General features: G+C 27.7%; 20 protein-coding genes. 5 read left to right on the top strand and 15 right to left on the bottom strand.

Features of this window, described 5'->3' with window-relative positions:
* Positions 1-452: 452 nt before the first annotated feature.
* The 3 genes from KQI89_RS09465 to rluF all read left to right on the top strand — a co-directional run bounded on the left by KQI89_RS09465 (position 453) and on the right by rluF (position 4,176).
* Entirely contained in the window at positions 453-1,142 is a 690-nt protein-coding gene (locus KQI89_RS09465) for a response regulator transcription factor (protein ID WP_216456897.1), read from the top strand.
* A 36-nt stretch (positions 1,143-1,178) separates the two neighbouring features.
* Positions 1,179-2,522 (top strand): sensor histidine kinase, encoded by a 1,344-nt coding sequence (locus tag KQI89_RS09460; RefSeq protein WP_216456896.1) that lies wholly within the window; start codon positions 1,179-1,181, stop codon positions 2,520-2,522.
* 775 nt (positions 2,523-3,297) lie between these two features.
* A complete protein-coding gene (gene rluF / locus KQI89_RS09455) occupies positions 3,298-4,176 on the top strand; it encodes a 23S rRNA pseudouridine(2604) synthase RluF (protein ID WP_216456957.1) in 879 nt (292 codons plus the stop codon).
* A 52-nt stretch (positions 4,177-4,228) separates the two neighbouring features.
* On the opposite strand, the gene KQI89_RS09450 is transcribed toward rluF, so the two are convergent.
* The 4 genes from KQI89_RS09450 to KQI89_RS09435 form a co-directional block, all read right to left on the bottom strand.
* Positions 4,229-5,863, bottom strand: a complete 1,635-nt coding sequence (locus KQI89_RS09450) for a methyl-accepting chemotaxis protein (protein WP_216456895.1) — start codon at positions 5,861-5,863, stop codon at positions 4,229-4,231.
* 55 nt (positions 5,864-5,918) lie between these two features.
* On the bottom strand, positions 5,919-6,824 hold the full coding sequence (locus KQI89_RS09445; protein WP_216456894.1) for a polysaccharide deacetylase family protein: 906 nt from the start codon (positions 6,822-6,824) through the stop codon (positions 5,919-5,921).
* Positions 6,825-7,205: 381 nt separating this feature from the next.
* Positions 7,206-8,132 carry an alpha/beta hydrolase gene (locus KQI89_RS09440; protein ID WP_032120609.1) on the bottom strand — a complete coding sequence of 309 codons (927 nt, stop codon included), beginning with the start codon at positions 8,130-8,132 and terminating at the stop codon, positions 7,206-7,208.
* 1,424 nt (positions 8,133-9,556) lie between these two features.
* Positions 9,557-10,147, bottom strand: a complete 591-nt coding sequence (locus tag KQI89_RS09435; RefSeq protein WP_216456893.1) for a class D sortase — start codon at positions 10,145-10,147, stop codon at positions 9,557-9,559.
* Positions 10,148-10,484: 337 nt separating this feature from the next.
* On the opposite strand from KQI89_RS09435, the gene KQI89_RS09430 reads away from it, so the two are divergent.
* On the top strand, positions 10,485-10,661 hold the full coding sequence (locus KQI89_RS09430) for a hypothetical protein (protein ID WP_187117353.1): 177 nt from the start codon (positions 10,485-10,487) through the stop codon (positions 10,659-10,661).
* 396 nt (positions 10,662-11,057) lie between these two features.
* Here the strand turns inward: KQI89_RS09430 and KQI89_RS09425 are convergent, their stop codons facing one another.
* The gene (locus tag KQI89_RS09425; RefSeq protein WP_216456892.1) at positions 11,058-12,257 is read right to left on the bottom strand and encodes an ABC transporter permease; all 1,200 of its coding nucleotides are present in this window, start codon (positions 12,255-12,257) and stop codon (positions 11,058-11,060) included.
* A complete protein-coding gene (locus tag KQI89_RS09420) occupies positions 12,250-12,984 on the bottom strand; it encodes an ABC transporter ATP-binding protein (protein ID WP_032120606.1) in 735 nt (244 codons plus the stop codon). Before KQI89_RS09420 ends, KQI89_RS09425 begins: the two co-directional genes overlap by 8 nt.
* Positions 12,985-13,314: 330 nt before the next feature.
* On the opposite strand from KQI89_RS09420, the gene ispF reads away from it, so the two are divergent.
* Entirely contained in the window at positions 13,315-13,791 is a 477-nt protein-coding gene (ispF, locus tag KQI89_RS09415) for a 2-C-methyl-D-erythritol 2,4-cyclodiphosphate synthase (RefSeq protein WP_216456891.1), read from the top strand.
* Between the two features lie 159 nt (positions 13,792-13,950).
* On the opposite strand, the gene KQI89_RS09410 is transcribed toward ispF, so the two are convergent.
* The 9 genes from KQI89_RS09410 to KQI89_RS09370 all read right to left on the bottom strand — a co-directional run bounded on the left by KQI89_RS09410 (position 13,951) and on the right by KQI89_RS09370 (position 24,390).
* Positions 13,951-14,874, bottom strand: a complete 924-nt coding sequence (locus KQI89_RS09410) for a transposase (RefSeq protein WP_032120604.1) — start codon at positions 14,872-14,874, stop codon at positions 13,951-13,953.
* Between the two features lie 136 nt (positions 14,875-15,010).
* Positions 15,011-15,631 carry a DNA-3-methyladenine glycosylase gene (locus tag KQI89_RS09405; RefSeq protein WP_246583047.1) on the bottom strand — a complete coding sequence of 207 codons (621 nt, stop codon included), beginning with the start codon at positions 15,629-15,631 and terminating at the stop codon, positions 15,011-15,013.
* Positions 15,632-15,817: 186 nt separating this feature from the next.
* On the bottom strand, positions 15,818-17,083 hold the full coding sequence (locus tag KQI89_RS09400; protein WP_216456889.1) for an MFS transporter: 1,266 nt from the start codon (positions 17,081-17,083) through the stop codon (positions 15,818-15,820).
* A 212-nt stretch (positions 17,084-17,295) separates the two neighbouring features.
* Positions 17,296-17,658 (bottom strand): hypothetical protein, encoded by a 363-nt coding sequence (locus KQI89_RS09395; RefSeq protein WP_216456888.1) that lies wholly within the window; start codon positions 17,656-17,658, stop codon positions 17,296-17,298.
* A gap of 262 nt (positions 17,659-17,920) precedes the next feature.
* The gene (locus KQI89_RS09390) at positions 17,921-18,997 is read right to left on the bottom strand and encodes a DUF871 domain-containing protein (RefSeq protein WP_216456887.1); all 1,077 of its coding nucleotides are present in this window, start codon (positions 18,995-18,997) and stop codon (positions 17,921-17,923) included.
* Between the two features lie 137 nt (positions 18,998-19,134).
* Positions 19,135-20,481, bottom strand: a complete 1,347-nt coding sequence (locus tag KQI89_RS09385) for a PTS transporter subunit EIIC (protein ID WP_032120599.1) — start codon at positions 20,479-20,481, stop codon at positions 19,135-19,137.
* A 568-nt stretch (positions 20,482-21,049) separates the two neighbouring features.
* Positions 21,050-21,889 (bottom strand): PRD domain-containing protein, encoded by an 840-nt coding sequence (locus KQI89_RS09380; protein WP_216456886.1) that lies wholly within the window; start codon positions 21,887-21,889, stop codon positions 21,050-21,052.
* A 107-nt stretch (positions 21,890-21,996) separates the two neighbouring features.
* Positions 21,997-23,124: an AI-2E family transporter gene (locus KQI89_RS09375; RefSeq protein ID WP_216456885.1), complete on the bottom strand. Its 1,128-nt coding sequence runs from the start codon at positions 23,122-23,124 to the stop codon at positions 21,997-21,999.
* Positions 23,125-23,316: 192 nt separating this feature from the next.
* Complete coding sequence (locus KQI89_RS09370) at positions 23,317-24,390, bottom strand: LiaI-LiaF-like domain-containing protein (protein WP_216456884.1); 1,074 nt, start codon at positions 24,388-24,390, stop codon at positions 23,317-23,319.
* Positions 24,391-24,457 lie beyond the last annotated feature (67 nt).

Here is a 24,457-nt window from a genome sequence, read left to right as displayed (position 1 = left end):
CCCTTATCAGGTATATTAATATTATACAACTATATTTTATGCATTTCAATAGTTTTTTTTAATTCATAATGATTATTTTTTATTTTTAATAAAATAGTCATATTTTCTATTTTTGAAAAGTATTATATAGTTTTGCACCAAATCTAATTAATACACCTCTCCTACATTAGAAAACCATAAGAACTTATCTACCACTTAATATTCATAAACAAAGTGCTGTAGCTAACTTTTATAGTACCAACACTACCTTGTTATAAAGAAAACCTTTATTCTATTCATAGATGTATAAGTAACTCTTAACTGGAAATAAAATTCTAATAAATTAAGAAATCTTATTCTGTTGATAGCACCTATAACTATCTGTTAAAATTATTATATATTAATGTAGTTTTATTAAAATCTATTTCTACACAAAGGTCATAATGATAGTATTAACTAAGGCGGTATATATTATGAAAGGTAAAATATTGATAATTGAAGATGAAACTAAACTTTCTGAAGTTATGTCAATATACTTACAAAAAGAAGGTTATGAAGTATTTTATGCTAAAGATGGTGAAGAAGGTGAACTCTTAATAGAAAAAGATAATTTCGATTTAATAATACTAGATATTATGATGCCAAAAAAAGATGGTTGGTCTCTTTTAAGAAAAATAAAATCTCGCTACAAAAATACAGTAGTTATCTTAACTACTGCACGTGGTGAAGAGGAAGATAGAATCTTTGGTTTTGAATTGGGTGCAGATGATTACATGGTAAAACCCTTAAGTTTAAGAGAATTAGTACTTAGGGTTAATTTAAGAATAAAATCAAGATCTTCTTTTACTTCTTCATTAAAAGATAGTTATTCTAATGTATTAACTCTAGATAATTTATTTATATATGAAAATAGCCATACAGTTACTGAAAATGGTAATAATATCTCTTTAACACCTAAAGAATTTGAGCTTATGCTGTTTTTTGTTAAAAATCCCAATATAGTTTTTAATAGAAACCAACTCTTAGATAAGGTTTGGGGTTACGACTTTTTAGGAGATACTAGAACTGTAGATACTCATATAAAAAATCTTAGAGAAAAGATAAATGTTTTTAATAAAAATCTTAAAACTATTTGGCGAGTTGGCTACAAATTAGAATCCTAATTTATCTATGATTATTAATGATACTGAGGTGTTTTTGTGGATAAAATAACCAAGAAATTATTTAAATATTTTTTAATGATTATCACCCTTGTAATTATTGTGAGTTTTTTTGAATCTACTATACTTTTATCCAAATTATATGTTAACTCCCAATATAAACTCTTAAAAGAAAACGCAGAGGATGTTTATAATTATTTAAAAGGTGATGATAAGATCCTATATAATATGAATATAAATGGTGTGTTAATAAAAGATGACGTAATCCTCCCCTTTGGTAAAGGACGAATGGGTTTAATGAATAAATCTATAAATTTTACAGAACTTAAAGAAAAGGACTATTTTATAACCCACCAAAATCAAAAAATGTTATCTTATAAACTAAAAACAGATACTGGAGATATTGTAGTTTTTAAAAGTAGCAAGGATATATCTGACTATTTAAAAATAGTTTACTTAATACTACTTGCAGTATTTATAACTGCTTTAATTTTAGCCTTACCCCTTATAATTTTTTTCGGGAAAAAATTCACTAATCCTATCTTAAAATTAAAGGAGGTATCTTCTGAAATCTCAAAAGAAAATTTTAAAGTGGATTTAAACCTTAAAACTGGAGATGAAATTGAAGAATTAGCTTTAAGCCTTAAACATATGGCTAAGCAGTTAGAAAGTAAAAACAGACTTCAAAGAGATTTCATAGCTAACATAAGCCATGACTTTAAAACTCCTTTAAGTATTATTAGAAATTATAGTGAAGCAACTGTTGATGGTATGGTTGATTTTGAAACCTCCAAGAGCTACAGCAAAGAAATAATAAAAGAGGTAGATCGACTTAATAAATTAGTTATGGATATAATGCAACTTTCCAAACTTAGGGGACAGTTCATAAATTTAAGCCTAGATTACTTAGATTTAAATCTTTTTCTTATGGATATGGTAGTTAAATTTAAGAACATCTGCAAAGAAAAAAATATTATACTTAAGTTGAGTATTGATGAAATATTAAGTAATAGTACTGTGGAAGTGCTGGCAGACTCTGATTATTTAAGTAGAGTTTTATATAACTTTATAGATAATGCTATTAAGTTTTCCAAGGAAGGTGGAAATATTGATATAAGATGCTCACTAATTGACAATAATATAAAAATTGCTATTATAAATGAAGGAAGAGGGATACCTGAGGATATAATTAATAATATTTGGGACAGATATTATAAAGATTCCGAAAGTGGAGGCATAGGCTTAGGTTTAGCCATTTGCAGTGAAATATTAAGTAATCATGGCTTTACTTATGGTGCAAATAATAATAGTAGCTCTGTTACAGAGTTTTACTTCACTATCCCTTCTAACTTATTTAGATATAATAAAAGTAAAAATTATTAACATTGTTATGAATTGATTACCTAGATTATCTGGAGTCTTCTCATAATCCCTAAGATATAAATCTATTTTAGAAAAATAATTTTAACTACATATTTATCCACTAGATAGCATGACTAATAATTTTTTAAAGTAAACTCATCTTAATGGCTTCAGAGGGTACTCAAAGAGTAAGAGAATACCATCAAGCCATGGGTTTGAGTATATTCTTAAGCGACTTACATAAGATTATAGATCTTGCTTCTCTTTTTAGTAACTCATCTTAATGGCTTCAGATGTTTTTCAAAGAGTAACGGACTATCATCAAGCCATAGCTTGGATATCTTTTTAAACCACTTACCTAAGTTCATAATCTTGGTTCTTTGCTTAGGAAACTCATCTTAATGGCCTTAGACGAGTAAAGTACTATGACCAAATCATAGATTTTGGATATCTTCTTAAGTGTGAGCTAAGCACTGATAGGGTCTTGGATAGCTTCTTCTAAGATTTAGCTGGAGATACAGGCTACTACCCAAGGGATAATTTCTTCTAAATTTCAGTTGAGTAGGCATTGATTTTAATGAAATTTTATCTTCAGCTAACAATCACTTGATATTGTTATAAAATATTTGTTTAATATATATAAAGGCAGGTCATAAGATAAGATATGAAAAAATACAAACATATTAGTAAAAATATACAAAGTAACTCTAAGCCTAGAAAATCTTTTAATAGTACTAAAAGTCAAAATAATTCTTTAGAAACCCTTACAAACTCTAAAAGAAGCGAAAATATAACTATGAAAAACAATGATAACAAAAGGACTGAAAATTTTAAATATAATAAAATAAAGGGAGAAGAATCTTCTGTGAAAAATAATTTAAATTCTAAAAAAAATCTAAGTTCTAATAGTGAAAATCAAAATTACATATTTCATGAAGATAAAAAGGATTCTATAAGAATAAATAAATTTATTAGTGATAGTGGCTATTGTTCTAGAAGAGAGGCTGATAAATTAATAGAAAATGGACGAGTAACTGTAAATGGAGAAAAGGCTGTCATAGGTACTAAAGTTTTTCCTTATGAAAAAGTTTATGTAGACAATAAGCTAATAGGAAAAAAAGAATCTCCTGTTTATATCGCTCTTAATAAACCTGTTGGCATAACTTGCACTACAGAAACCACTGTTAAGGGTAATATAGTAGACTTTGTAGGCTATCCTAAACGTATATTTCATATAGGGAGACTAGACAAAGATTCTCAGGGATTAATTTTCTTAACTAATGATGGCGATATAGTAAACAAAATTTTAAGAGCAGGAAATAATCACGAGAAAGAATATATAGTTACTGTAGATAAGGCAATCTCTCATGACTTTATAAACAAAATGTCTAATGGAGTGAAAATTTTAGGTACTGTTACTAAAAAATGTAAGGTGATTAAAGAAGGCCCTCATGTTTTTCGTATAATTTTGACCCAAGGACTAAATAGGCAAATTAGAAGAATGACTGAAACCCTAGGCTATACAGTGGTTAAGTTAGAAAGGGTACGAATAATGAATGTTAACTTAGAGAATTTACCTATTGGCAAATGGAGATATCTAACAGAAAACGAATTAAAGGATATAAATAGGCTTATATCTTCATCTACTAAAACTGAAGAAGGTTCCAAAGTTTAAATTAAAGACTATGGCTACATTGTATATACAATTTTAGCCATAGTCCTTAGTATTATAATTTAAATTTTGATATACTACTAGCTAGATATTTAGCGATTTCATTAAGACTTTTAGCATTTGAACTTACCTCTTCATTTGAAGCTGATTGCTGTTCTGATGCTGCTAATATATTTTCTGTAGAAGCGGCTATTTCTTCAGATACATAAGCCACCTTATCCACTTCCTCAATGATTAAGTCTTTCGCTTTTATTGTTTCATCAATTTCTTCATAAACCTCTTCAATTTTTGGTACTATCTCTTGTATAGCCACAAGTATTGTATTAAAAGACTCTACACTATTTTCTACGGTTTCAGACTGCAGATTCATTTTTTCCTTTACTACATTAGTACTTTTATTTACCTCATTGCTCTCAAAGATAATATCACTAACAAGTTTAGATATATTCTTAGATGAATCTAAAACCTGCTCTGCTAACTTTCTAATTTCATCAGAAACTACGGCAAAACCTTTCCCTGACTCTCCAGCCCTTGCTGCCTCTATAGCGGCGTTTAGAGCTAAAAGATTTGTTTGTTCAGCCACACTATTTATTACATCAGTAATAGAATTAATGTGCATAATATTTTCACTTAAATAACTTCCCTTTTCTGCAACATAGTCAAAGTTAGTTTTTAGATCTCTCATTGACTCGATAAGTTCTTCTACATTTTTCGTTCCTATATCTGCTGATTTTTTTATAGTATTACTTCCTTCATAAACACTTTTAACTTTAGTGTCTATTTGAACTAAGGTATCCCCAAAGCTTTTAATATAAGAAAGAACCTCTGATAGGGTCTCAGTCTGTCTTATGGCCCCTTCTGAAACCTCTGCTACTGAAGTTGCTACCTCACCACTAGATTTGGAAACTTCATCTGTAGAAAAAGATAATTTTTCAGATATATCTTCTAACTTATATGTAGTATCCCTTATATCTAAAACTATATTTTTTACAACCTTTATTGTATTATTAGTGCTTAAAGATAATCTACCTAATTCATCCCTAGATTTCACTTCCGATAATGCAGAAAAATCTCCCTCTTCTACTTTTTTTAATGTATCCATAATTTTTTTAATAGGAGATGATAAACTCTTTGAAAATAAAACACCAATTAAAGTTAAAACTAAAAATATTATTACATCAATAATAAGCATTTTTTGGAGTATACTTCTTGTAGATTCCTTTATAGTATCACGAGATAATCCTAATGATAAAGAAGCAGCAGGTTGATTATTTCTAATAACAGGAATACTTATACTGTATACCTTTTCTCCCTGATAATCATTTTTTATATATAAACTCTTATTATCCTTTATAACTGAACTAATATCAAAACTTTCTTTATTTCCAACCTTGCTTTTATCACTATGAGCTAAAATCTTTCCTTCTTTACTGATTAAACTTAAATACTTTAATGAAGGTGAAGTTTTTATACTTTTTTCAAAAAGTTCTTGAGTATCGTCTAAATAATCTAAGGAATGGCTGTCAACAGAGTATCTTATTTGAGTTGCTAGCATTTCTCCATCTGATCTCATTTGTGCTTCTGCAACTGCTATATTTTGAAAATATGCTACTAGGAAAAATGAAGTGGAACTTATTAATGCAATCAACATAAATATTAATACTATCTTTTTTCTTATACTACTAAACATCTGTTCCTCCTAAGGTTATATTAAAATAAATAATTTAATAATTATTAGACTTGTCCTAATTATAATTAGACTTTGAAATTCTCTCTTTAAAATTTTCGTCAGTAATAAAGGCACTTACATATACTCTACTTAACTTAAGAGGGTTTTCACTTCCTTTTCCCCATCCTTTGTTTATAGTAAAACCTAATTTATAACCTACTTCCTCTGTAAGTTTAATTATATTATCATCAAATACTCCAAATGGATATGCAATACTTGTAACCGGTTTTCCTGTAAGCTTTTCTAAGTCTTCTTTTGACTTTGTTAGAGTTTGCTTTTGTTCTTCTTTAGATATATCCACTAATTTTTCATGGTTTACGGTATGACTTCCTATTTCTATACCACCTTTAGCCATTTCTTTTATTTCATCACTATTTAAATAATTTGGATCCTTATCTATTAATCCACTAATTACAAATACGGTGGCTGTGTAATCAAACTCCTTTAATATAGGAAAAGCATTATCATAATTATCCTTATATCCATCATCAAAAGTTATTACTACTGAATTTTTAGGAACGGATTTATTATCTTTTATATAAGCATATGCTTCTTCTAATGTTAGAGTTATATAATTATTATCCTTTAAATACTTAAGTTGTTTTCTAAACTTTTCAGGAGAAATTCTAAGTTCATTATCCTTAGACTCCTCTACTGAATGATAATATAATATTGGAATCCCTACAGAGTTATTTTTTAATTCCATACCTTCAAATCTATCTTTATTCTTTTCTTCCTTAACTTTCTTCTCTTTATCTTTAGATTCATCCTCCCTTAACTTATCATTAACTTCATTATATGTAATTTCTGATTTGTCTTGCTGATTCTTTTTATCTCTACTCTTTAATATAAATAATGTGGTAGCCATGCTAACGATTAGTATTAATACCAAAAATAATATAATATTAGTCTTTCTTTTCATACAATCACCCCAAAGTTATTTATGTTTATGAACTGTCCCTACTTTTATCTTTATATTTATTATATTTAATTAACTGTCCCTAACTTAGAAACATTTATATCTAAACTTATGAACTGTCCCCATTTTAATTGAAAATTATCAGATAATACTTAATTCTTATGGAATTCGCATATTGTTTATCTACCATCACTAGTTAAGGTTAATATACGTAATAATTCCGTTTCACTACATTTAAAGCCATTCCACCAACCCAAGATTTATCTCTCTAGTTTTTAGCTGTGTAAGTATATAATAAAATTTTAATTAATAAAACTGTGGATAAGTTATTATAATGATAAAATGGGTAATTTTTAAAGCAAAAACTTTATATAAACCTAAGAATCAATTGATGCTATTTAGAACCTCATCAACAAATTCCATGACCTCTTTTTCGTATCTTTTCTTATCTACCTCAATAGCTTGAGCATGTTTAGCTCCTTTTGCTAAATACAATCTCCTTATCCCATTCTCTTTTGATTTATACATTTGAACACTCATATTCCACGGTACAAACTTATCTCTATCTCCATGTATAAACATCATAGGTATTGAAGATTTCCTAACTACTTCAATAGGTTTAATCCATTCAAATTTAAACTTTGCCTTTCTTTTTGCCCGTAAATCACTTAGCTTTAATACTGGATATAAAAACACGCCATAATCATCTTTTATCTTTCCTCTAAGTAGCTCATTTAGATTAGAAAATCCACAATCAGATATAATAAACTTTGCATACTTATTGATACTATCATATTGAATTACCGTAGCAGCTCCCATAGATTCTCCATGTAATCCAATTATCTCATTTTTTCCTTTTCTATCTACTAACCAGTTTATAAACAAATCTAAGTCTTCTTTTTCATAATATCCATAAGTAGAGTATTGACCTTCACTTCTAGCATGTCTTCTTTGATCATATATTAATACATTCCAACCTCTTTTCAAAAACATTTCCGTGTATTTTATTGAACACGTTAGTCCAACTGTTATTCCATGAACAAAAACCATTGTTTTATTTGAATCTTTATTAGCTTCTATGTATATTCCTCTTAATTTCAAACCTTCTCTTGACCTTAAAAAGATTTCTTCTTTAGGTAGTGATTCGTAAAAATCTTTATCTATTAACCCTTTATCTACTTGATTCTGAAATAATTCATCTTCATCTTTTAATTTTCTAGTTACAATCTGTGAAAAATAATATTCTACTATAAAATAAACTGTAACTAAAAATAGCAATATGGTAGCTATAGCAGCTAAACCTTTTACCATAAGTGTTCCCCCTAAACTTAATATGAATTAAATCTACATTGGTATAAATTCAGCTTAACACCTGTATTATTAAACTTTACATATAGAAGTTATAATATCATAAAATCCTCTATAAATAAAGATTAAAGATATAGTTATCCACATTTTCTAAATATAGCTGTGTATAAAATGTTATTTTCTATTACTAATTATTATTTATTATTATAAATTCCAACTTCTTTTTTTAATATTACTATTTTACTACAGGGTAGCTTCCAAAGTATCATTATTGCCTGGTTTCACTAAATTATATATCCTTTATCTTACAAAAATCCTCTTATACTAAAACTATAAATAAATACATTTTTTAGGATATTATTAACATTATCCACACCCCACTGTGGATAACCTGTTAATTTATAGGGGACAGTTCATAATTCTTTTAAGTCATTTTAACTTGCATAGCTTGTTTAAGTTAAAATCAAATAATTCTTAGGTTCCTATGAAGTTTACTTGCAAAAAATACCCTTTTATATCTTAAACTTAGAAGAACTTAGCCAGTTGTATAGCAGTGCTTAGCCACACTTAAGCAACGAACCAATATCTATATCTTATGTCAATCGATTAATCAGATATCCAAACCTACGGTTTGATGATATTCACTTACTCTTCCAGTACTCTTTGAATATTATCTTAAGATATGAATATGATTTTCCTTATAAAAGGGTGCTAGCAATAATATTTATGGATTTCCTATGGAACAATAATTTGATACATAAAATTAATGGGTTACTCGTCTATAAATGAAATAACCCATACAGATATAAAAATTATTGTTAAAGTATTTAATTTTACAATTTATACTACCTAAACATCAATTTGCGATTAGGCTAACTTGAAGTTTGTTTATGAGAATTACTTTACACTAGAGACAATAAAATAAGCCATACAGAATATAAAAAACTTATCTATTATGAAAAAAATACCTATACACAGTAGCATAATAACTCTAAATCACTAAAATTCAAGAGTTATAGTATTTTCCACTTAAATCAATCATATTAAGTTATGAACGTAGGTATCCTAAACGTATATACCAAACCCTACAGTTTCATGGTATTCAGTTAAGCAAAGAATTAAATTTGTGATCTTGTGTGAGTGGGCTAAGCAAATATCAAAGCCTATGCTTAAGGGTTAGTGTATTTACTTACCTTTTTGATTAACATCTGAAGTTATGAGGATGCATTTCCTAAGCAGAAAACAGATATCTATGATGTTGTGTGAAGTGGTTAATGAGATACTCAACCCTATTGTTTGATGGTGTTTCCTTACTCCTCCAGTACTCTTTGGATGCCATATTAATTTATGAAGATGAGTTTCCCTTAAAAAACTATTAGTAATGATAGCAATCCGCTAAAAATACTCTTTGCAATTCAGTAATATGCTTAATCTTGTAATTTCCCATTAATTATTAGACGCTTTGTAGCACCAGGTGTGCAGGTCACTATTGTTAAAGTTGCATCTTTTGTAGAATTTAATACTTCTACTGCCTCTGGTTCAACTATCTTCTTTTCTGTAACCTTATATTTATATTCTCCGCCTTTAGTTCTAACTAATATTTCATCTCCACTTTCTAGTTCATCAGCTCTTTTAAAGTATTCGCTGTAAGTATAGTTTCTATGACCAGCTACAGCAAAATTACCTTTTTCTCCAGGCATAGCAGTACCTTCAAAATGGCCAACAGCAAACTTTAATGTATCCATGTCAGTTCCTTCAGCCACTGCAGCATTCACATTTATTTTAGGTATTATCATTAATGCTATAGCATCTATTTCCTGATAATTTGGTCCTCCATTTGGCGACTTATTATCCCCTTCTTTTATATCATAATCTCCCATATTTTTTAATGTATTCTCAAATCTATCCATCATATCCTTTTGCTTTTTATTAGAGGAAAAACGCATAAATGCAGCTGTACATATAATTAAAATACCTACTATTATAAGTAATGCTCCTGAAAGTTGTCTTTTGTTCATTACTATCCCTCTCTTTATTTAAAAATCTATAATAAAGTCTTAATTAATTTTTATACTCTATATATTAAATTAATACGTAAAATTATGAACTGTCCCCTCAATTATAGCATTTATATTCCTCCCCCTCAAGGAAATCATATTAAGTTAACTTTTCATACAGTTAGTATATAGTTTATTAAAAATTATGTATTAAAAATTAAAATCTAGTTAAAATAATGTAATTAAGATTATTATATAAATAATTAATTTTAATTTTTCGAAATATTCTTAACATTGTCAGTTTTTTATAGTATACTTATATTAAGGAGTTCTATGAAATAGGTGAGGTGAGTGCCTTATGAAAAACAACGTGATATTTGTAGACTTTCATACTGGAAGAGTTATAAATTATGGTAAGAAATATAAAAAAGGTATACTTAGCTTAATAATCGATTACATTAAAAATATGTTTAAATTAACTTCTAGTAATACCTATAATAATTGTCAAATCTATAAATTTAAAAAAACTCTATAATTTGAATTTACTTTATTTCAACTTTAAATATTGTTATACAGATTATATATAGTAAGGTAGCCATCCATTTCCCTATATATATTTGGTATATACTATATAAAATCTATTTTTAAAGGTTTATCATATTTTATTTAGTTTTTTGTATCTTTATTGGTGCTTATATAACAAATACCATTGAGCAGATTCCTAAAATAATAAGAAACCACAGAATATAAGATACTCTCTATTTCTGTGGTTTTTCTTATTTTTCAAATAATTTATTTTTAGCTTATTTCTTTAACCTATATAATGTATTATTAGTCATATTCTAAGCTTCTTTATATTAAAATCCACTTATTATTACTAAAACTAGTGTAACTTTAATATAATTTAATTAATAGTGTATTCAATAAGTTTCTACGCTCTAAATACAACCTCTTCACGGCTGAACATAAATCTTGCAAATAGTAATGAAGCAAGTATATAAGTTATTGTCCAGACTAAGGTAATCATTATATGATTATAGTTATAAATTCCCATAATCAATTCCTTCAAAAGACAAACAGAATTAGCTAATGGTATATGAAAGTAAACACTCTCTATACTTTTAGCATCTAGCATATATGTTGCATATGCTGGAATTATAGCCATAATTGTTAATGGTGCTAGATATGTCTGTGCTTCTTTAAAAGATCTAGCATATATACTTATAGATAATTCTAATGCTCCAAATACCATAGTTGTTAAAATAGCTACTATACCTATCAAGATTAAAGCCTTTGGTTCTATGCTAAATGATGTTGGTGCTGCATTGGCTTTGCCTGCCATTATGCCTCCACTTTGTTTCATTGCAATTATAACTCCTGCTAATGAAGCTATTGTAGTCATTAATCCCATTACAGTAATAGCTAAAAATTTACCCCATAGAAGAGACATTCTACTTGCTTTAGTAGTTAACAACGGTTCTAAAGTTCCTCTTTCTTTTTCTCCAGCTCCTAAATCCGTAGCTGGTGCAATAGGTCCTGAAACACTATACATAACTAATAACAAAGGTAACAATAAAGATAACATAAATTTACTAAATCCTTCTGATTCTTTTTCGAAGGTGTTAATCTCAACATTTATAGGTGTTAAGACATCTTGTTTAATTCCTCTGGCTTCAAGTCTATTAGCCACAATCTCTTTAGAATACATATCTATATAGCCTTGAATTTTTCCTAAAGCCATTTGAGATTGCTGACTAGAATTATCATATGTGATTATAATCTTAGCTACATCTTCCTTTGAAATAGTACTTTCAAAATTTGAAGGAATCTCCAAAGCCATAAGAAGTTTTCCACTTTTTATGTCTTCTTCCACATTACTTGTCTCCACCAGATTTATACCTTTTTGACTTTTTATGAACTGTCCCATCTTGCTGCTACTTTCATCTACAATAGCAATTTTAAGATTATCTTCTACTGATTTAGATGTTTTACTTATACCCTTACCCATAACCATAAACAATAGTGGAAATATTACAAGAGGGATAACAATGCTTGATATAAGCGCTTTTTTATCTCTAAAAATGTCCATTAATTCCTTCCTAAAAACTAGAAATATTACATTATTATTCATTTTTAGCTTCACCCCCTATTAATTCACTAAAGATACTTTCTATATCATGATTATTATATTTTTCTTTTAAACCTTGCACAGTGCCTTGCTCTACAACTTTTCCTTTGTTAATTATAACTACTCTATCACATAATTTTTCAACTTCATTCATCATATGACTTGAAAATATAATGGCTTTGTTTTCTTTTTTACACTGTAAAATAAAATCTTGAATTATTTTAGATGCGCTTATGTCTAACCCAGCTGTAGGCTCATCAAACAGCATAACTTTAGGGTCATGAACAATTGATCTTGCAATAGCCACCTTTTGTTTCATACCTCTAGAAAACTTTCCAACCCTTCTATCTACATATTCTTCCATACCAAATATTTTAACTAACTTATTTATCTGTTCTTCACACTTTTCCTTTTCCATACCATTTAGTTGTGCGAAATACTTAATATTCTCTCTTGCAGTAAGTCTATCGTATAAACCAACCTCTCCACCAAATAATATTCCTATTTCTCCCCTAACCATACTAGATTCATGTATTATATCACATCCATTTATCTTTGCCGTTCCTGAGGTAGGCTTTAGCATAGTTGCAAGCATTCTTAGAGTTGTTGTCTTTCCAGCTCCATTTTCTCCTAATAATCCAACAATTTCTCCTGGTTTAACGTCAAAACTAACTTTATCCACAGCTTTCACTGCCTTAAATTCTTTAGTTAACTCTATAACCTCAACCATAAAAAATCACTCCTTTCAAAATGAGGGGACAGTTCATAAATACTTCAATATATTTATAAAATATCCATATAACTAGTTTACAGTCTTATTGTCAAAATGAAAATAGCAATTATAAATATATTTATAATTCAAAGGATAATTATTAAAGATATGATATTCTCCTCTATATTTTAAAAGATTGTATTATTATATTAGTTTTAAACTCTTATTTACTTAAAAATACTCCAAATACATCATAGTATGGTTTTTAACCTTGATTTTTATATTAATTTGTGTAAAACTGAAAATAATAAGGGACAGTTCATAATTTTATTTAGTAGGAGGATTTTTATGAGAATTGGATTAGGCTATGATGTTCACAAATTAGTTGAGAATAGAGATTTAATATTAGGAGGTCTAATTGTACCTCATGAATACGGATTGCTTGGTCATTCTGACGCTGATGTGCTTGTCCACGCTATAATGGATTCTATATTAGGGGCTGCATGTTTAGGTGATATTGGCAGGCATTTTCCTGATAATAACGCAACTTACAAAAATATCTCAAGTCTAGAACTGTTATCAAAAGTTCTAGAATTAATTACTCAAAAAGGGTTCATAGTAGGAAATATAGATGCTACTATAATTGCACAAAAACCTAAATTGTCACCGTACATTGATAAAATGAGAAGTAATATTTCTAAAACTTTAAATATAGATATTGATAAAATAAATATAAAGGCTACCACAGAAGAAGGATTAGGTTTTACTGGTAATGAAGAAGGCATAGCCTCTCAGAGTATATGTTTATTATTTAATAATAAATGATAAACTTAACACTTTATCTACCTTATTATATTAATCATTTTTAATATATCATACTATAAGTTTATTAATTTACTTTTATAAGGGTTTTATAGAACCCTTTTTTTATATATTTTAATACATCTTTTCTTTGATTTTATTTAAAATTTATTTAATTACCTATTAACCCAAACATAATTCTTTATATACTGTATCAACAATATTTTTATATTTAACATTTTTCATTACAAGATTTATACCTTTAGAGCAAAGTTTTGATAAGTTAGGTTGAGAATTATTTATTAAAATTTTTCCCAATTCTTTATACGTCATATTACATAGATTTCTACATAATAATACAAAAATACTTTTAAATTCACATATATATGTATTATTTTTTAAAAATAATACATCTTTTTTAACATTAAATTTTTGTAATAATATATCTAGAATTAACAAATGTGAATTATTTCTACTTATTACTATTCTATCACTTTTGTATTTATAATAATTTTTTTCTAGTTTAAAATCATATTTTTCAAATTCCTCTTCACTTACATTCATATTTAACATAATTTTGTATTTGGTTTTAAATTTTTTATAATTACCAGAGAGCAAATTTATAAGCATCCTTCTGTCTAATATACCCTCCTCATCTTTTCTAAATCCTAAGTAAATACCCAAACTAGAGTATCTATACTTTTCTATATTATTTCTATATTTAACAATATCTTTAGGATTATTATGTATATACAAACTTAAAGCTATAAAATACCTCTCACTTTCAACTATCTTACTTTTAAATCTATCTTGAAATAAGTGTCCATACCTGCTATATTTTCTATTATAATATTGAGCATAACTTTGATTAATACCATGCATTATTCTTGATATATCAGCTCCATTGGAATCAATTATAAGATGAACATGATTAGACATTATACAATAAGCATACAATCTAAAACCAAATTGGATCTTATACTTTTTTAAATATTTAAGAAATTGATCTTTATCCTCATCTATCTTAAAGAGCTGTATCTCGCTAATACTTCTTAATATTATATGATATATTCCATCTTGCTTTTTTATTCGAGCACCTCTTGGCAAGTTACTCACCTCTACCTTAATATAATTCTATATGCTAAGCCTTAGATCGATATTTGATTAATCTTCACTTAAGCATATTTGAATTCTTGCCCTATGTTGAATAAATATACATGTTGTTAAAAATTATGAACTGTCCCTAACCTTTAGATACATACATGTTATCTTTTATAAAAAACCTCCAATGAAAATCTTTTGCTTCTTCAGAATAATCAATATTTATTCTTTTAGAAGTTGCTATATTGATATTATTCATTGGATCCATTGTATTATCTAAAACATACAAATCGTCGCCACACATATCCATGCCATTCTCTTCTTTAGTTATATTAAAAGCCAAACAAAGCTTACCTGGTCCATTACTTAGATTTCTCTTTTCTTTTTTACTGAGATCATTAAAACTTTTGTTAAATCTAAGTTCACTCATAATGTTAACTCCATCTAAAGGTTCTATCCCTCTTATTAATGCAGCTTCTGGATTGCCTATAGTAGAAGTTACAATATTCATACAATAGTACATTCCATAAATCAAAAATACGTAAGCATATCCTCCATCACCATACATTATCCTATTTCTATTGGTAATCTTGCCACCATAGGAATGTGCAGCCTTATCTATAAGCCCTTTATAAGCTTCAACTTCTACAATTCTCCCCATAATAAATTGATTATTTATCTTTTTCACTAAGATCTTGCCCAATAACTCTTGTGCTACTATAAGTGTATCTCTTTTATAAAATTCTCTGTCCAACTTTTTCAAAATATCATCTCCTATACATAAAGACATATTTATAATAAGGTAATCTATGCTCTTATTATTCTCATTAAATTGTTTTATATTAGCAAATACTTTATTTTTATTCTTTAAATAATAGTTCTTATAATTATCCTGTCATACTCCTTATCCTATTGCACTTTAAATTTTTTATGAACTGTCCCTATAATTCTAAACAATTGCAGCTTTGCTAGTTTTTCTTTCCTCTAAATCCTTTGATTTTTTATCAAATCCTCTAAATGACTTATAAAAATATACTGTTGCTATAATGTACATTATAGATGTTATGAAATACGGAACCTCATACCCATGAGAAAACTTATTCATTATAAAGCCCCCAACCACAGCGCTTAAGGCTCTGCTCAAATTATTTGATATATTATTTATACTTGCAAATATTGATCTTTCATTCTCCTCAATTAGCTCCATAGATAAATTTCCGACTACAGGCCCAGCCATATTCATCAATCCATTTCTAATAAATAATGCTCCAGCAACAATTACTATATTAGGAGGAAGGGCTATAAGCATTAAAAATGGTATTGATGCTACTTGACATATAATAATAGTTTTAATCCTTCCATATTTAGCAGCCATATATGGTGTTATCAATCCACCTATACCCATTGCAGCTTGTGCCAAAGACATTATAAATCCAATTTGCTCAGTGCTAGCATTAACTTTATACTTTAAATAAACATTAAAATATGGCACTACAAGACCTGCCCCAAATCCAATAATTAAGTTATAAACCAAAAACTTTAATGGATACTTTTTTTTAGATATTTTAGCTATGTTCTTAAAGAACATAGATCTATCTTCAACTACACATGCTTTATTATCTTTTATAAAAATAATAAAAAATATAGATGTTAAACCAAGTAATCCAGAAATTATTATAGAGTATCTGAGAGCTTTAATATCTCCAAATAGCCTTATGAATCCCCCTGATATTTGCCCAAAAATAAAATATCCAAACATAGTTGAAAATACATTATCAGCAAAAGAATAGCTAAATAATTTTATTCTATTTCTACTATTAGTATTTTCCATAAAAAAAGGTCCTTCTGAGACCATCATAAAGCTATTTGCTCCACCTTGTAATATTGATAATATAAGAATTATCCATTTATCTTGAGATATTCCCTGCAATATTATAATAAGTGGTACAATTGTCATGGTTAATAAAATACCCTTTTTCTTTCCTATTTTATTTACAATCATTGCACAAGGTATTGAAAAAATAGCTAGTGCAAATGTTTTCAAGCTAAGAATTAAGCCTAAGAACCCTTCATCTACATTTAGCTCCTTTATATATATACCTTGAAGCATATTAAAAGCTCCCATGCATATATAAAAAAATGATATACCACCTAAGTAAAGTAATGCATTTTTATTAAAATTCTTTTTTAAATTTTTAAACCCCTTTATTTTCAATCTGTTCACCCCTTAAAAATTATAAATTAATAAATTTCATGGACTCTCTGAACTTAATATTGATAAATAATTATAATTTATACTCTCCCTTCAACAATGATTATACTACTATGAAAAAAGCAATTGTTATTTAAGCATATAAGATTTCCTTTTAATCAAAACAGAATTAGGGACAGTTCATATAAATAATTTTTATGAACTGTCCCTAATTATTACTCTAAAATATTAATTTGTTCTTTTCTATGCCTTTGTTTTTCTTTTGCACTTTCTAAATCCTGTGAAGACATAGTATCTTGATTATATGCAATATACGTTTCTGCCTTAGAATAATTATCCTTCAAATTGTTTAATTGTTCATCATAACTTTCACCGCTATTAGCTATATTATCTTTTAATGTAGCTATTTCATCTTCTCTGAACTCTTGAATCTTTTCTGCATTAGCTATGTTTTCTGGTGATGCTATATCAGAATGTTGCTCTAAATGCCTTTCAGTTCTAGTATGTTTTTCTACCAAATCTATTAATTGTTCTACTTTATTTTCAAAACTACCATTTTGTTTTCTAACTTTCTTCATCTTTACACCCTCCTTTACAACTTCTTTATTATTTTATACAAAAATCATAGTAACATACTGAGTAATAAATGGATTAAAGCAAATCTTATAAATATTACTCTCCCTAAATTACTATATTATTTATTTTTGTTAAAAAGTTTAAATATAGTAATAATTATAAATCTAAAACTACCTCCTATACTTCTCCTTTTCAAGATTTATGCTATTTAAATTAATTAAGGGACAGTTCATAAAATTTACTTTTATGAACTGTCCCTTAATTTTATTCTATAAAGCTAAACTTACTGTCATCTTCTATGAGGTCTAATAAAAACAACTCTTCATTCTTGATTTTTCCCACTACATTAACTCTTTTATCTTCTGGTAAATCTTTTTTACAAATTTGCAATTCTCCTGAATATCTTAAATAATTATCGTTATCTATTGTAATATAGCCCTTTTTTCTTAAAATATTATTGGATTCACTAATTTTATTATCTTTATTGACTTCTAATCTTGACTCTACAGATCTTATGACATCCTCTGCTGAGTCACTTCTATTAGAGTGAAAATCTCTAAATAAAATTCTTTTTTCTAAGTCACTATTTGTTAATACTTCTATATCAAATTCTATTAAATCCTCTCTAAGTTTTCCTACACCTAATAATTCCTTATCTGATGCTATACTATCTCCAAAAAATACACTATGTATCCCTAATGCATACAAGTGTTTCGCACTTATTCTAGGTGGGTTAAATCTATGTATTTCTAAAGTTGGAAGCCCTTCATAAATAGGTCCTCTTTTATTAATTAACGATGGCACAAAAGCACTTATTTTAACTCCATATTTATTTAACAATTTATTTTTTCTTTTAAAACTCTCTACAGAGATTCCAGTATTAATTCTAGGATAATAATTATGACAAGCTTGCATGTTATCATAGTTTGGATTAAAACTTTCAAATTCCTTTAAAAATTTTTCTGTAACCGTACTAGCATTTATCTCTATTTTTACTCCATAATCATTTCGTGTAAATTCAGCAATATCCTCACATGAAAACCCAAAATCAATTCTTAATACATCTACGCCAAGTTTTTTAATACCCTTTAAATCCTTATGTTCTAATCCCAAAAATTTAAAGCCCGAAGGAGATATATCTGCAATAACTATCATCTCTAATTCTTTTGCTTTTTCAATGATATATTTAAATTCCTCTATAATTTCAACATAATTTGCCTCTGGTATATGTAAGGAAGTAAAAATTCTGTCAAATCCTTCTTTTTTTGCCTTTTCCATATACTTTATATTCTCTTCTAATGTATAATCCATACCTAAAAAAATTGAGATACCTTTACTCAAAAAATCACCTCTATATTTTTAATCTTAAAATTATATTTTTATGAACTGTCCCTATGATTAATAAAAATGTAGAGCATTTTTTGCTCTACATTTTTACTTAATCTACATTTAACTCCATATACTGAATAAGCCTTAAATTATTCAATTGGATCTTCAAACCCAAGTAATAAAGTAGCAGCAAAACCAGCTGCATAAGCAACTACTAATCCTATTAAAAATAAAGCAGGTTTGTTTGTAATAAGCGCTAATGGTAAACCTGATAATCCCATACTAGTAGAAGCAACTTTTAGAAATGCTTGTGCCGCTCCACCAAAAGCTCCCCCAATGCACGCTCCTATAAATGGTTTTCCAAGTGGTAAGGTAACACCATATATTAAAGGCTCACCTACTCCCATTAGACCAACTGGAAGCGCTGATATTATAGTTTTCTTTAATCTTTGATTCTTAGTTCTCACAAGTACAGCAATCGCTGCTCCAATTTGTCCAGCCCCAGCCATAGCTAGTATTGGTAATAATAAATTTTCTCCTGTAGTTTTAAGTAAATCAGCATGTATAGGTGTAAGTCCTTGATGAAGTCCTGTCATTACAAGTGGCAAGAAAGTTCCTCCAAGGGCAAATCCTGTAAATGCTCCACCTCCTGCTATTGCAACCTTTGTAGCATTTCCTATGGTATCAGATATAAATCCACCAAGAGGCTGTAGAGCTAGTATTGCAGCAAAGCATGAAATTAATATAACTATAAGAGGTGTCAAGAATAAATCTAAAGATTCTGGTATAACATCTCTTACCTTCTTTTCTAACCAACTTGAAAATGCTACCACCAATAAAACAGCTATTATTCCACCTCTACCAGGTACTAATGGTTTTCCCCATAATATAACTTTAGCAAGTTCTGGATGGGAAACTATAGCAGCCATAACACCACCAAGCATCGGAGATCCTCCGAATTCTTTAGCAGCATTAACACCAACAAATAAATTTAATCCATAGAAAACTGCATTACCTGCAATCTTTAATAATCCACCAATTGGTCCTTCTCCAAATCCTGGGTTAAATTTCAATACTATATTTAAAATTCCAGTTACAAGACCGCAAGCTATGAATGCAGGAATAAGAGGAATAAATATGCTTGATAATTTTTTCAAGAAAAGTTTAAAAGGGGTAGAATTTTTAGCCTTGATTTCTTCTTTTCTTAACTTTGCTTCATCTACCTCGCCCACTCCTAATCCAACAATCTGTCCAAATTCATTGGCAACCTTTGTAACTCTTCCAGGTCCTAAAATTATTTGAACTTGATCTCCCTGTTCTACAACACCCATAACGCCATCTACTTTTTTTATTGCTTCCTTATCTACATTAGATTTATCAGCAAGTGTAAGTCTAAGACGTGTCATACAATAAGCAACTTGTAAAACGTTTTCTTTTCCACCAACAAGATCATTTATATTTTGCGCAAGTACTTTAGGTGAAATTGCATTAGCCATAATAATACCTCCTTACAAAAATTAATTTATGCTAAAAATAATAAGGCAATTTGTTTTAGTAAATCTAATATCTATAAAATTAGAATTTAATTATAATAACAGTTTATTTAAACTCATACCCTTTTAGAAAATTCACCTTTTAACATAAAAATATTTATTTGTCTATAACTACGTAGCTCCGAGTTTATTTTATAGATATTTCTAACCAAAACTCTTATCACCCTTATGATCAGCCTGATTTGTTAAAGAAAAAATTTAATTTAAGCTCTTTATCAAGTTATTCTAAAATTTATTTTAGATAAGTTTTTACTAAAACCTCTCTCAATCTAAAGCTAGAATAGGCTATCTATGTGCATAAACTCCGTCATATCTCATCTAAGAAAGATGAGAATACTATAAATGATCCACATTGTATATAATAAAAAGAGCTTAAAAGACTTACGGAACCCACCATAAATCCTTTAAGCTCATGCCTGCATTACCAGTAACACGCTTTTTAAAAAATTCATTCTTTATTTAATAATAATACATATTTCATAAAAAGCCAAGTCCTTTAATAGAAATTTCTTTAACTATTAGTAAGTATATTTTGTAAATGGATAGTAAGATATCCAATTTCCCCTTCTGGAAATATTATATTATATTCCTCTTCAATCATCTTAGCTAATCTTTCAGCAATTTCATAAGTGTCCTTGTAATTCTCCTTAATAGTACTTATTAATATGTTCTCAATATTTGAATTATTTCTTACACGCTCCAAAGCAAATCTCAAGTGGGTAAGCAATCTACAGTATTCCAAGCTGTTTTTATCTAAACCATTATTAATATTTTGATCTATAAACTTTATCATATCAGTTATTATGGCTGTATCCATTGCTGATTTTGAAACATCTTGGTTAGTAATAGCAGCGTGAATATGCATTGCAATAAATCCAATTTCATCTCGTGATAAATTAACATTTAGTCTTTCATTTATGGTTATTAATATTTCTTCTGCAGCCTCAAACTCTTCTTTATAAAGAAATTTTATTTCATGCAGTAGTACATTCTTAACTTCTATTCCGTTTTGCAATCTTTTTAAAGAAAAAGCAATGTGATCTGGCAAAGTTACATGTATTTTTTCATTTAATTCCTTGTTAAACTGTTTTGAAATCTTAGCTATAGCCTCTTCAGTAACTCCAATGATATTTTCATCCACAGTATCTGTTAAATTTTTAAAATTTTCTTTATTATTATCACTTACAAGAAAAAATTCTTTTTCTATGTTATCAACCTTACTTATGCAATCCCCAGGTTTTACTCCAAAACCAATACCTTTGCCTATCAATATACATTCTTTATCATCTTTTTTGCATAAAACTACATTATGATTAAAAGGTCTTAATACCTTATACTTTTTCTTAAACATTTTCATTGCCCCTTATTATATTATATGCTCAAAATATTTTATCCCATATAGTAATTTATTATTAAGTGTATTTTTATAAATATACTTAATGATGCAAAAATTAATTACTAAACCTCATCCAATTCCTCTACTTTGTTATTTTTTTTAACTTGTCTTTCTATAAATTTATCTAAATAAACTTTTACCACAGCTACAATAGGAACAAATAATACCATTCCTACTGGACCATAAAGTCCTCCACCTAATGTTACTGCAAATATAACTAAGAAAGGGCTTAATCCTACCTTTCCTCCTATAAGTTTTGGATCTAGGTACCATGCATCAAATTGCTGTAAAACAAATAAAAATATTAGTGCTATAAATGCTTTTAAAGGACTAAAAAATACATTTATTACAAAGGCTACTACCATACCTATAAATGGTCCAAAGTAAGGTATCATATTAGTAATTCCTACTATTACTGCTATTAATAACCCATAAGAAGACCCTATTATGGTTAGTCCTACAAATGCTAAAACTCCTATTATGGAAGAATCAATAGCTTTTGTTCCAACATAAGCTCCAACCATATTATGAAGATTTTTAATTAAAGATATTAATTTATCTGAAGTCCTATCTTTAAATGTTATATAGCATATCTTTTTAAACCAGCTAATTATATTTTCCTTATCAAACAAAATATATATTGCTATAAGGAATCCAAAGACCCATTTAATTAAATAACTTGTAAATGTTATAGTCTTAGATAATAGTAAATTTAAGAATGTTATACTAAAATTGCTTATTTTCGATAAAAAGCTATTAAAATTAAGAGCTGATAAAGTTGATGAACTTAACAAGCTATCTAATTTACTATTACTTATTAAATCATTAAACCATTTTTGAGTTTCCCCTGCAAAATAAGGCACATTTTTTAATATATCAATTATACTGTTGCTAATTTTAGGAATTAAATATATGCTAGTAACAGTTACTATTCCCAATATCAGTATATAAGTTAATAATATACTAACTCCTCTTTTCACTTTAAATCTTTTTTCAAAAAATTTCATTATAGGATTTAATATATATGCTATTATAAAAGCATATATAAAAGGAGATACTATTGAAGTTAACTTTATAAAACCACCATAAAAGTATGCATGATTATCTATAAGTTTTATCAATATATAGGCTATAACAATAGCTAAAACCAAGTTAAAGTACTTTTTTTCTTTATATTTTTTTAGATTCAAGTAATTCAGTCCCCTTTTCTATAAATTAAGCTTATCTTTTTCATCTTTTTACATAAGTTTTTTATGTTTACCTTCTTACTATGTTATTAATTTTTTTCCTTAAACACATTATGGAATTTATTCATTACAACTAAAGTCCCTTATTCAATAGATGCCTTTCATACCTCCTCATCACACTGTAAAAATCAAATACTAAAAATCATATTTTCCTTGGTTTATATTGATAATCCCTACTTTTGTTCTTACTTTCAAACTACCTTCTCCTTCATCCCTCTTAAAGGTACTTCCGGTTATTTTTTCATTATCAATAGACAATACAGCACCTTTAGAAAGTTCTATATCTAATTTATTCTTCTTCGAAGAATTCATACTAATCTTCCCACTATCCACATCGATCTTACCCTCTTCTAATATATCTCCATCTATATCTATACTACTAATATTTGACTTTATATTTAGTTTTTCTACATCATTTTCAACACTAATTTTAGAATTATTAGAATAAATATCTATAATCTTAGTATTTCTAACATTTACATTACAGTTATTATTTTTTAAATATATGGACTTAAAATTATCTAAATTAAAGTTTCCATTATTGCTCTTTATTTCAATATCTGTGTCTCTCATGTCATCTTCACTTTTTATTTGTAAATTGTTTATATCAAAACTTATAGTAGCACCATTAGGAATTTGTATAACTAAGTCAACACTTTTTATATAATCATCGTCTAACTTAATAAGTATAGTGTCACCCTTTCTTTCTACTTTTACGTCATAATTATCACCCTTGTAATCTTCCTTTAGATAAACATCTCCTTGTAAATTAATAACCCCTTCTTTTGCTTTTTCTAAAGTTATGTTTGCATTCCTGCCATAAACTTCAATATTATTATTAAAAAGAGTTTCTTCTTTAGATATATTAATTTTTCTTCCACTAATAAATTTATCTATATTAAACTCATTTACATATCCCTTATCAACATGCCTAAATCTATCAAGCATATTTATCTTCAACCCATAAATTCCCTCTATAACTAAAAACACTAAAACCATAATTAGAACTCCAAAGTTAAAGCTGTTTCTTCTATTCTCACTTTTATTAATACTATAAGTTATTAAATATTCTATTCCTAAAAGAATGAAAATACTTGGCCAAAATTTAAATATAAAGTTTGCCATAATTGGATCCATCTGCCTTGTGATCAATACTGTACCTAAAAAAATTAAAGACAAAGCTAATGTAAAACTCCCTACCTTTTTCATTCATTTCCCTCCCTTATACCCTTTTAAATAATTCTATAACATATTATAAATATACCATACTTTATCT

The sequence above is a fragment of the Clostridium simiarum genome, from assembly GCF_018919175.1.
Taxonomy (GTDB): Bacteria; Bacillota; Clostridia; order Clostridiales; family Clostridiaceae; genus Clostridium_L; species Clostridium_L simiarum.
The sequence above is the reverse complement of the archived record's forward strand: the minus strand, read 5'-3'. Positions and strand labels throughout refer to the sequence as shown.

Bases quoted from the DNA above. Each gene is read 5' to 3' on its own strand.
- KQI89_RS09380 (WP_216456886.1), bottom strand. From the start codon at position 21,889: ATGTTTAAGAAAAAGTATAAGGTATTAAGACCTTTTAATCATAATGTA.
- rluF (WP_216456957.1), top strand. From the start codon at position 3,298: ATGAAAAACAATGATAACAAAAGGACTGAAAATTTTAAATATAATAAA.
- KQI89_RS09435 (WP_216456893.1), bottom strand. From the start codon at position 10,147: ATGAACAAAAGACAACTTTCAGGAGCATTACTTATAATAGTAGGTATT.
- KQI89_RS09425 (WP_216456892.1), bottom strand. From the start codon at position 12,257: ATGAATAATAATGTAATATTTCTAGTTTTTAGGAAGGAATTAATGGAC.
- KQI89_RS09385 (WP_032120599.1), bottom strand. From the start codon at position 20,481: ATGGCTAATGCAATTTCACCTAAAGTACTTGCGCAAAATATAAATGAT.
- KQI89_RS09445 (WP_216456894.1), bottom strand. From the start codon at position 6,824: ATGAAAAGAAAGACTAATATTATATTATTTTTGGTATTAATACTAATC.
- KQI89_RS09420 (WP_032120606.1), bottom strand. From the start codon at position 12,984: ATGGTTGAGGTTATAGAGTTAACTAAAGAATTTAAGGCAGTGAAAGCT.
- ispF (WP_216456891.1), top strand. From the start codon at position 13,315: ATGAGAATTGGATTAGGCTATGATGTTCACAAATTAGTTGAGAATAGA.
- KQI89_RS09440 (WP_032120609.1), bottom strand. From the start codon at position 8,132: ATGGTAAAAGGTTTAGCTGCTATAGCTACCATATTGCTATTTTTAGTT.
- KQI89_RS09465 (WP_216456897.1), top strand. From the start codon at position 453: ATGAAAGGTAAAATATTGATAATTGAAGATGAAACTAAACTTTCTGAA.
- KQI89_RS09370 (WP_216456884.1), bottom strand. From the start codon at position 24,390: ATGAAAAAGGTAGGGAGTTTTACATTAGCTTTGTCTTTAATTTTTTTA.
- KQI89_RS09395 (WP_216456888.1), bottom strand. From the start codon at position 17,658: ATGAAGAAAGTTAGAAAACAAAATGGTAGTTTTGAAAATAAAGTAGAA.
- KQI89_RS09450 (WP_216456895.1), bottom strand. From the start codon at position 5,863: ATGTTTAGTAGTATAAGAAAAAAGATAGTATTAATATTTATGTTGATT.
- KQI89_RS09430 (WP_187117353.1), top strand. From the start codon at position 10,485: ATGAAAAACAACGTGATATTTGTAGACTTTCATACTGGAAGAGTTATA.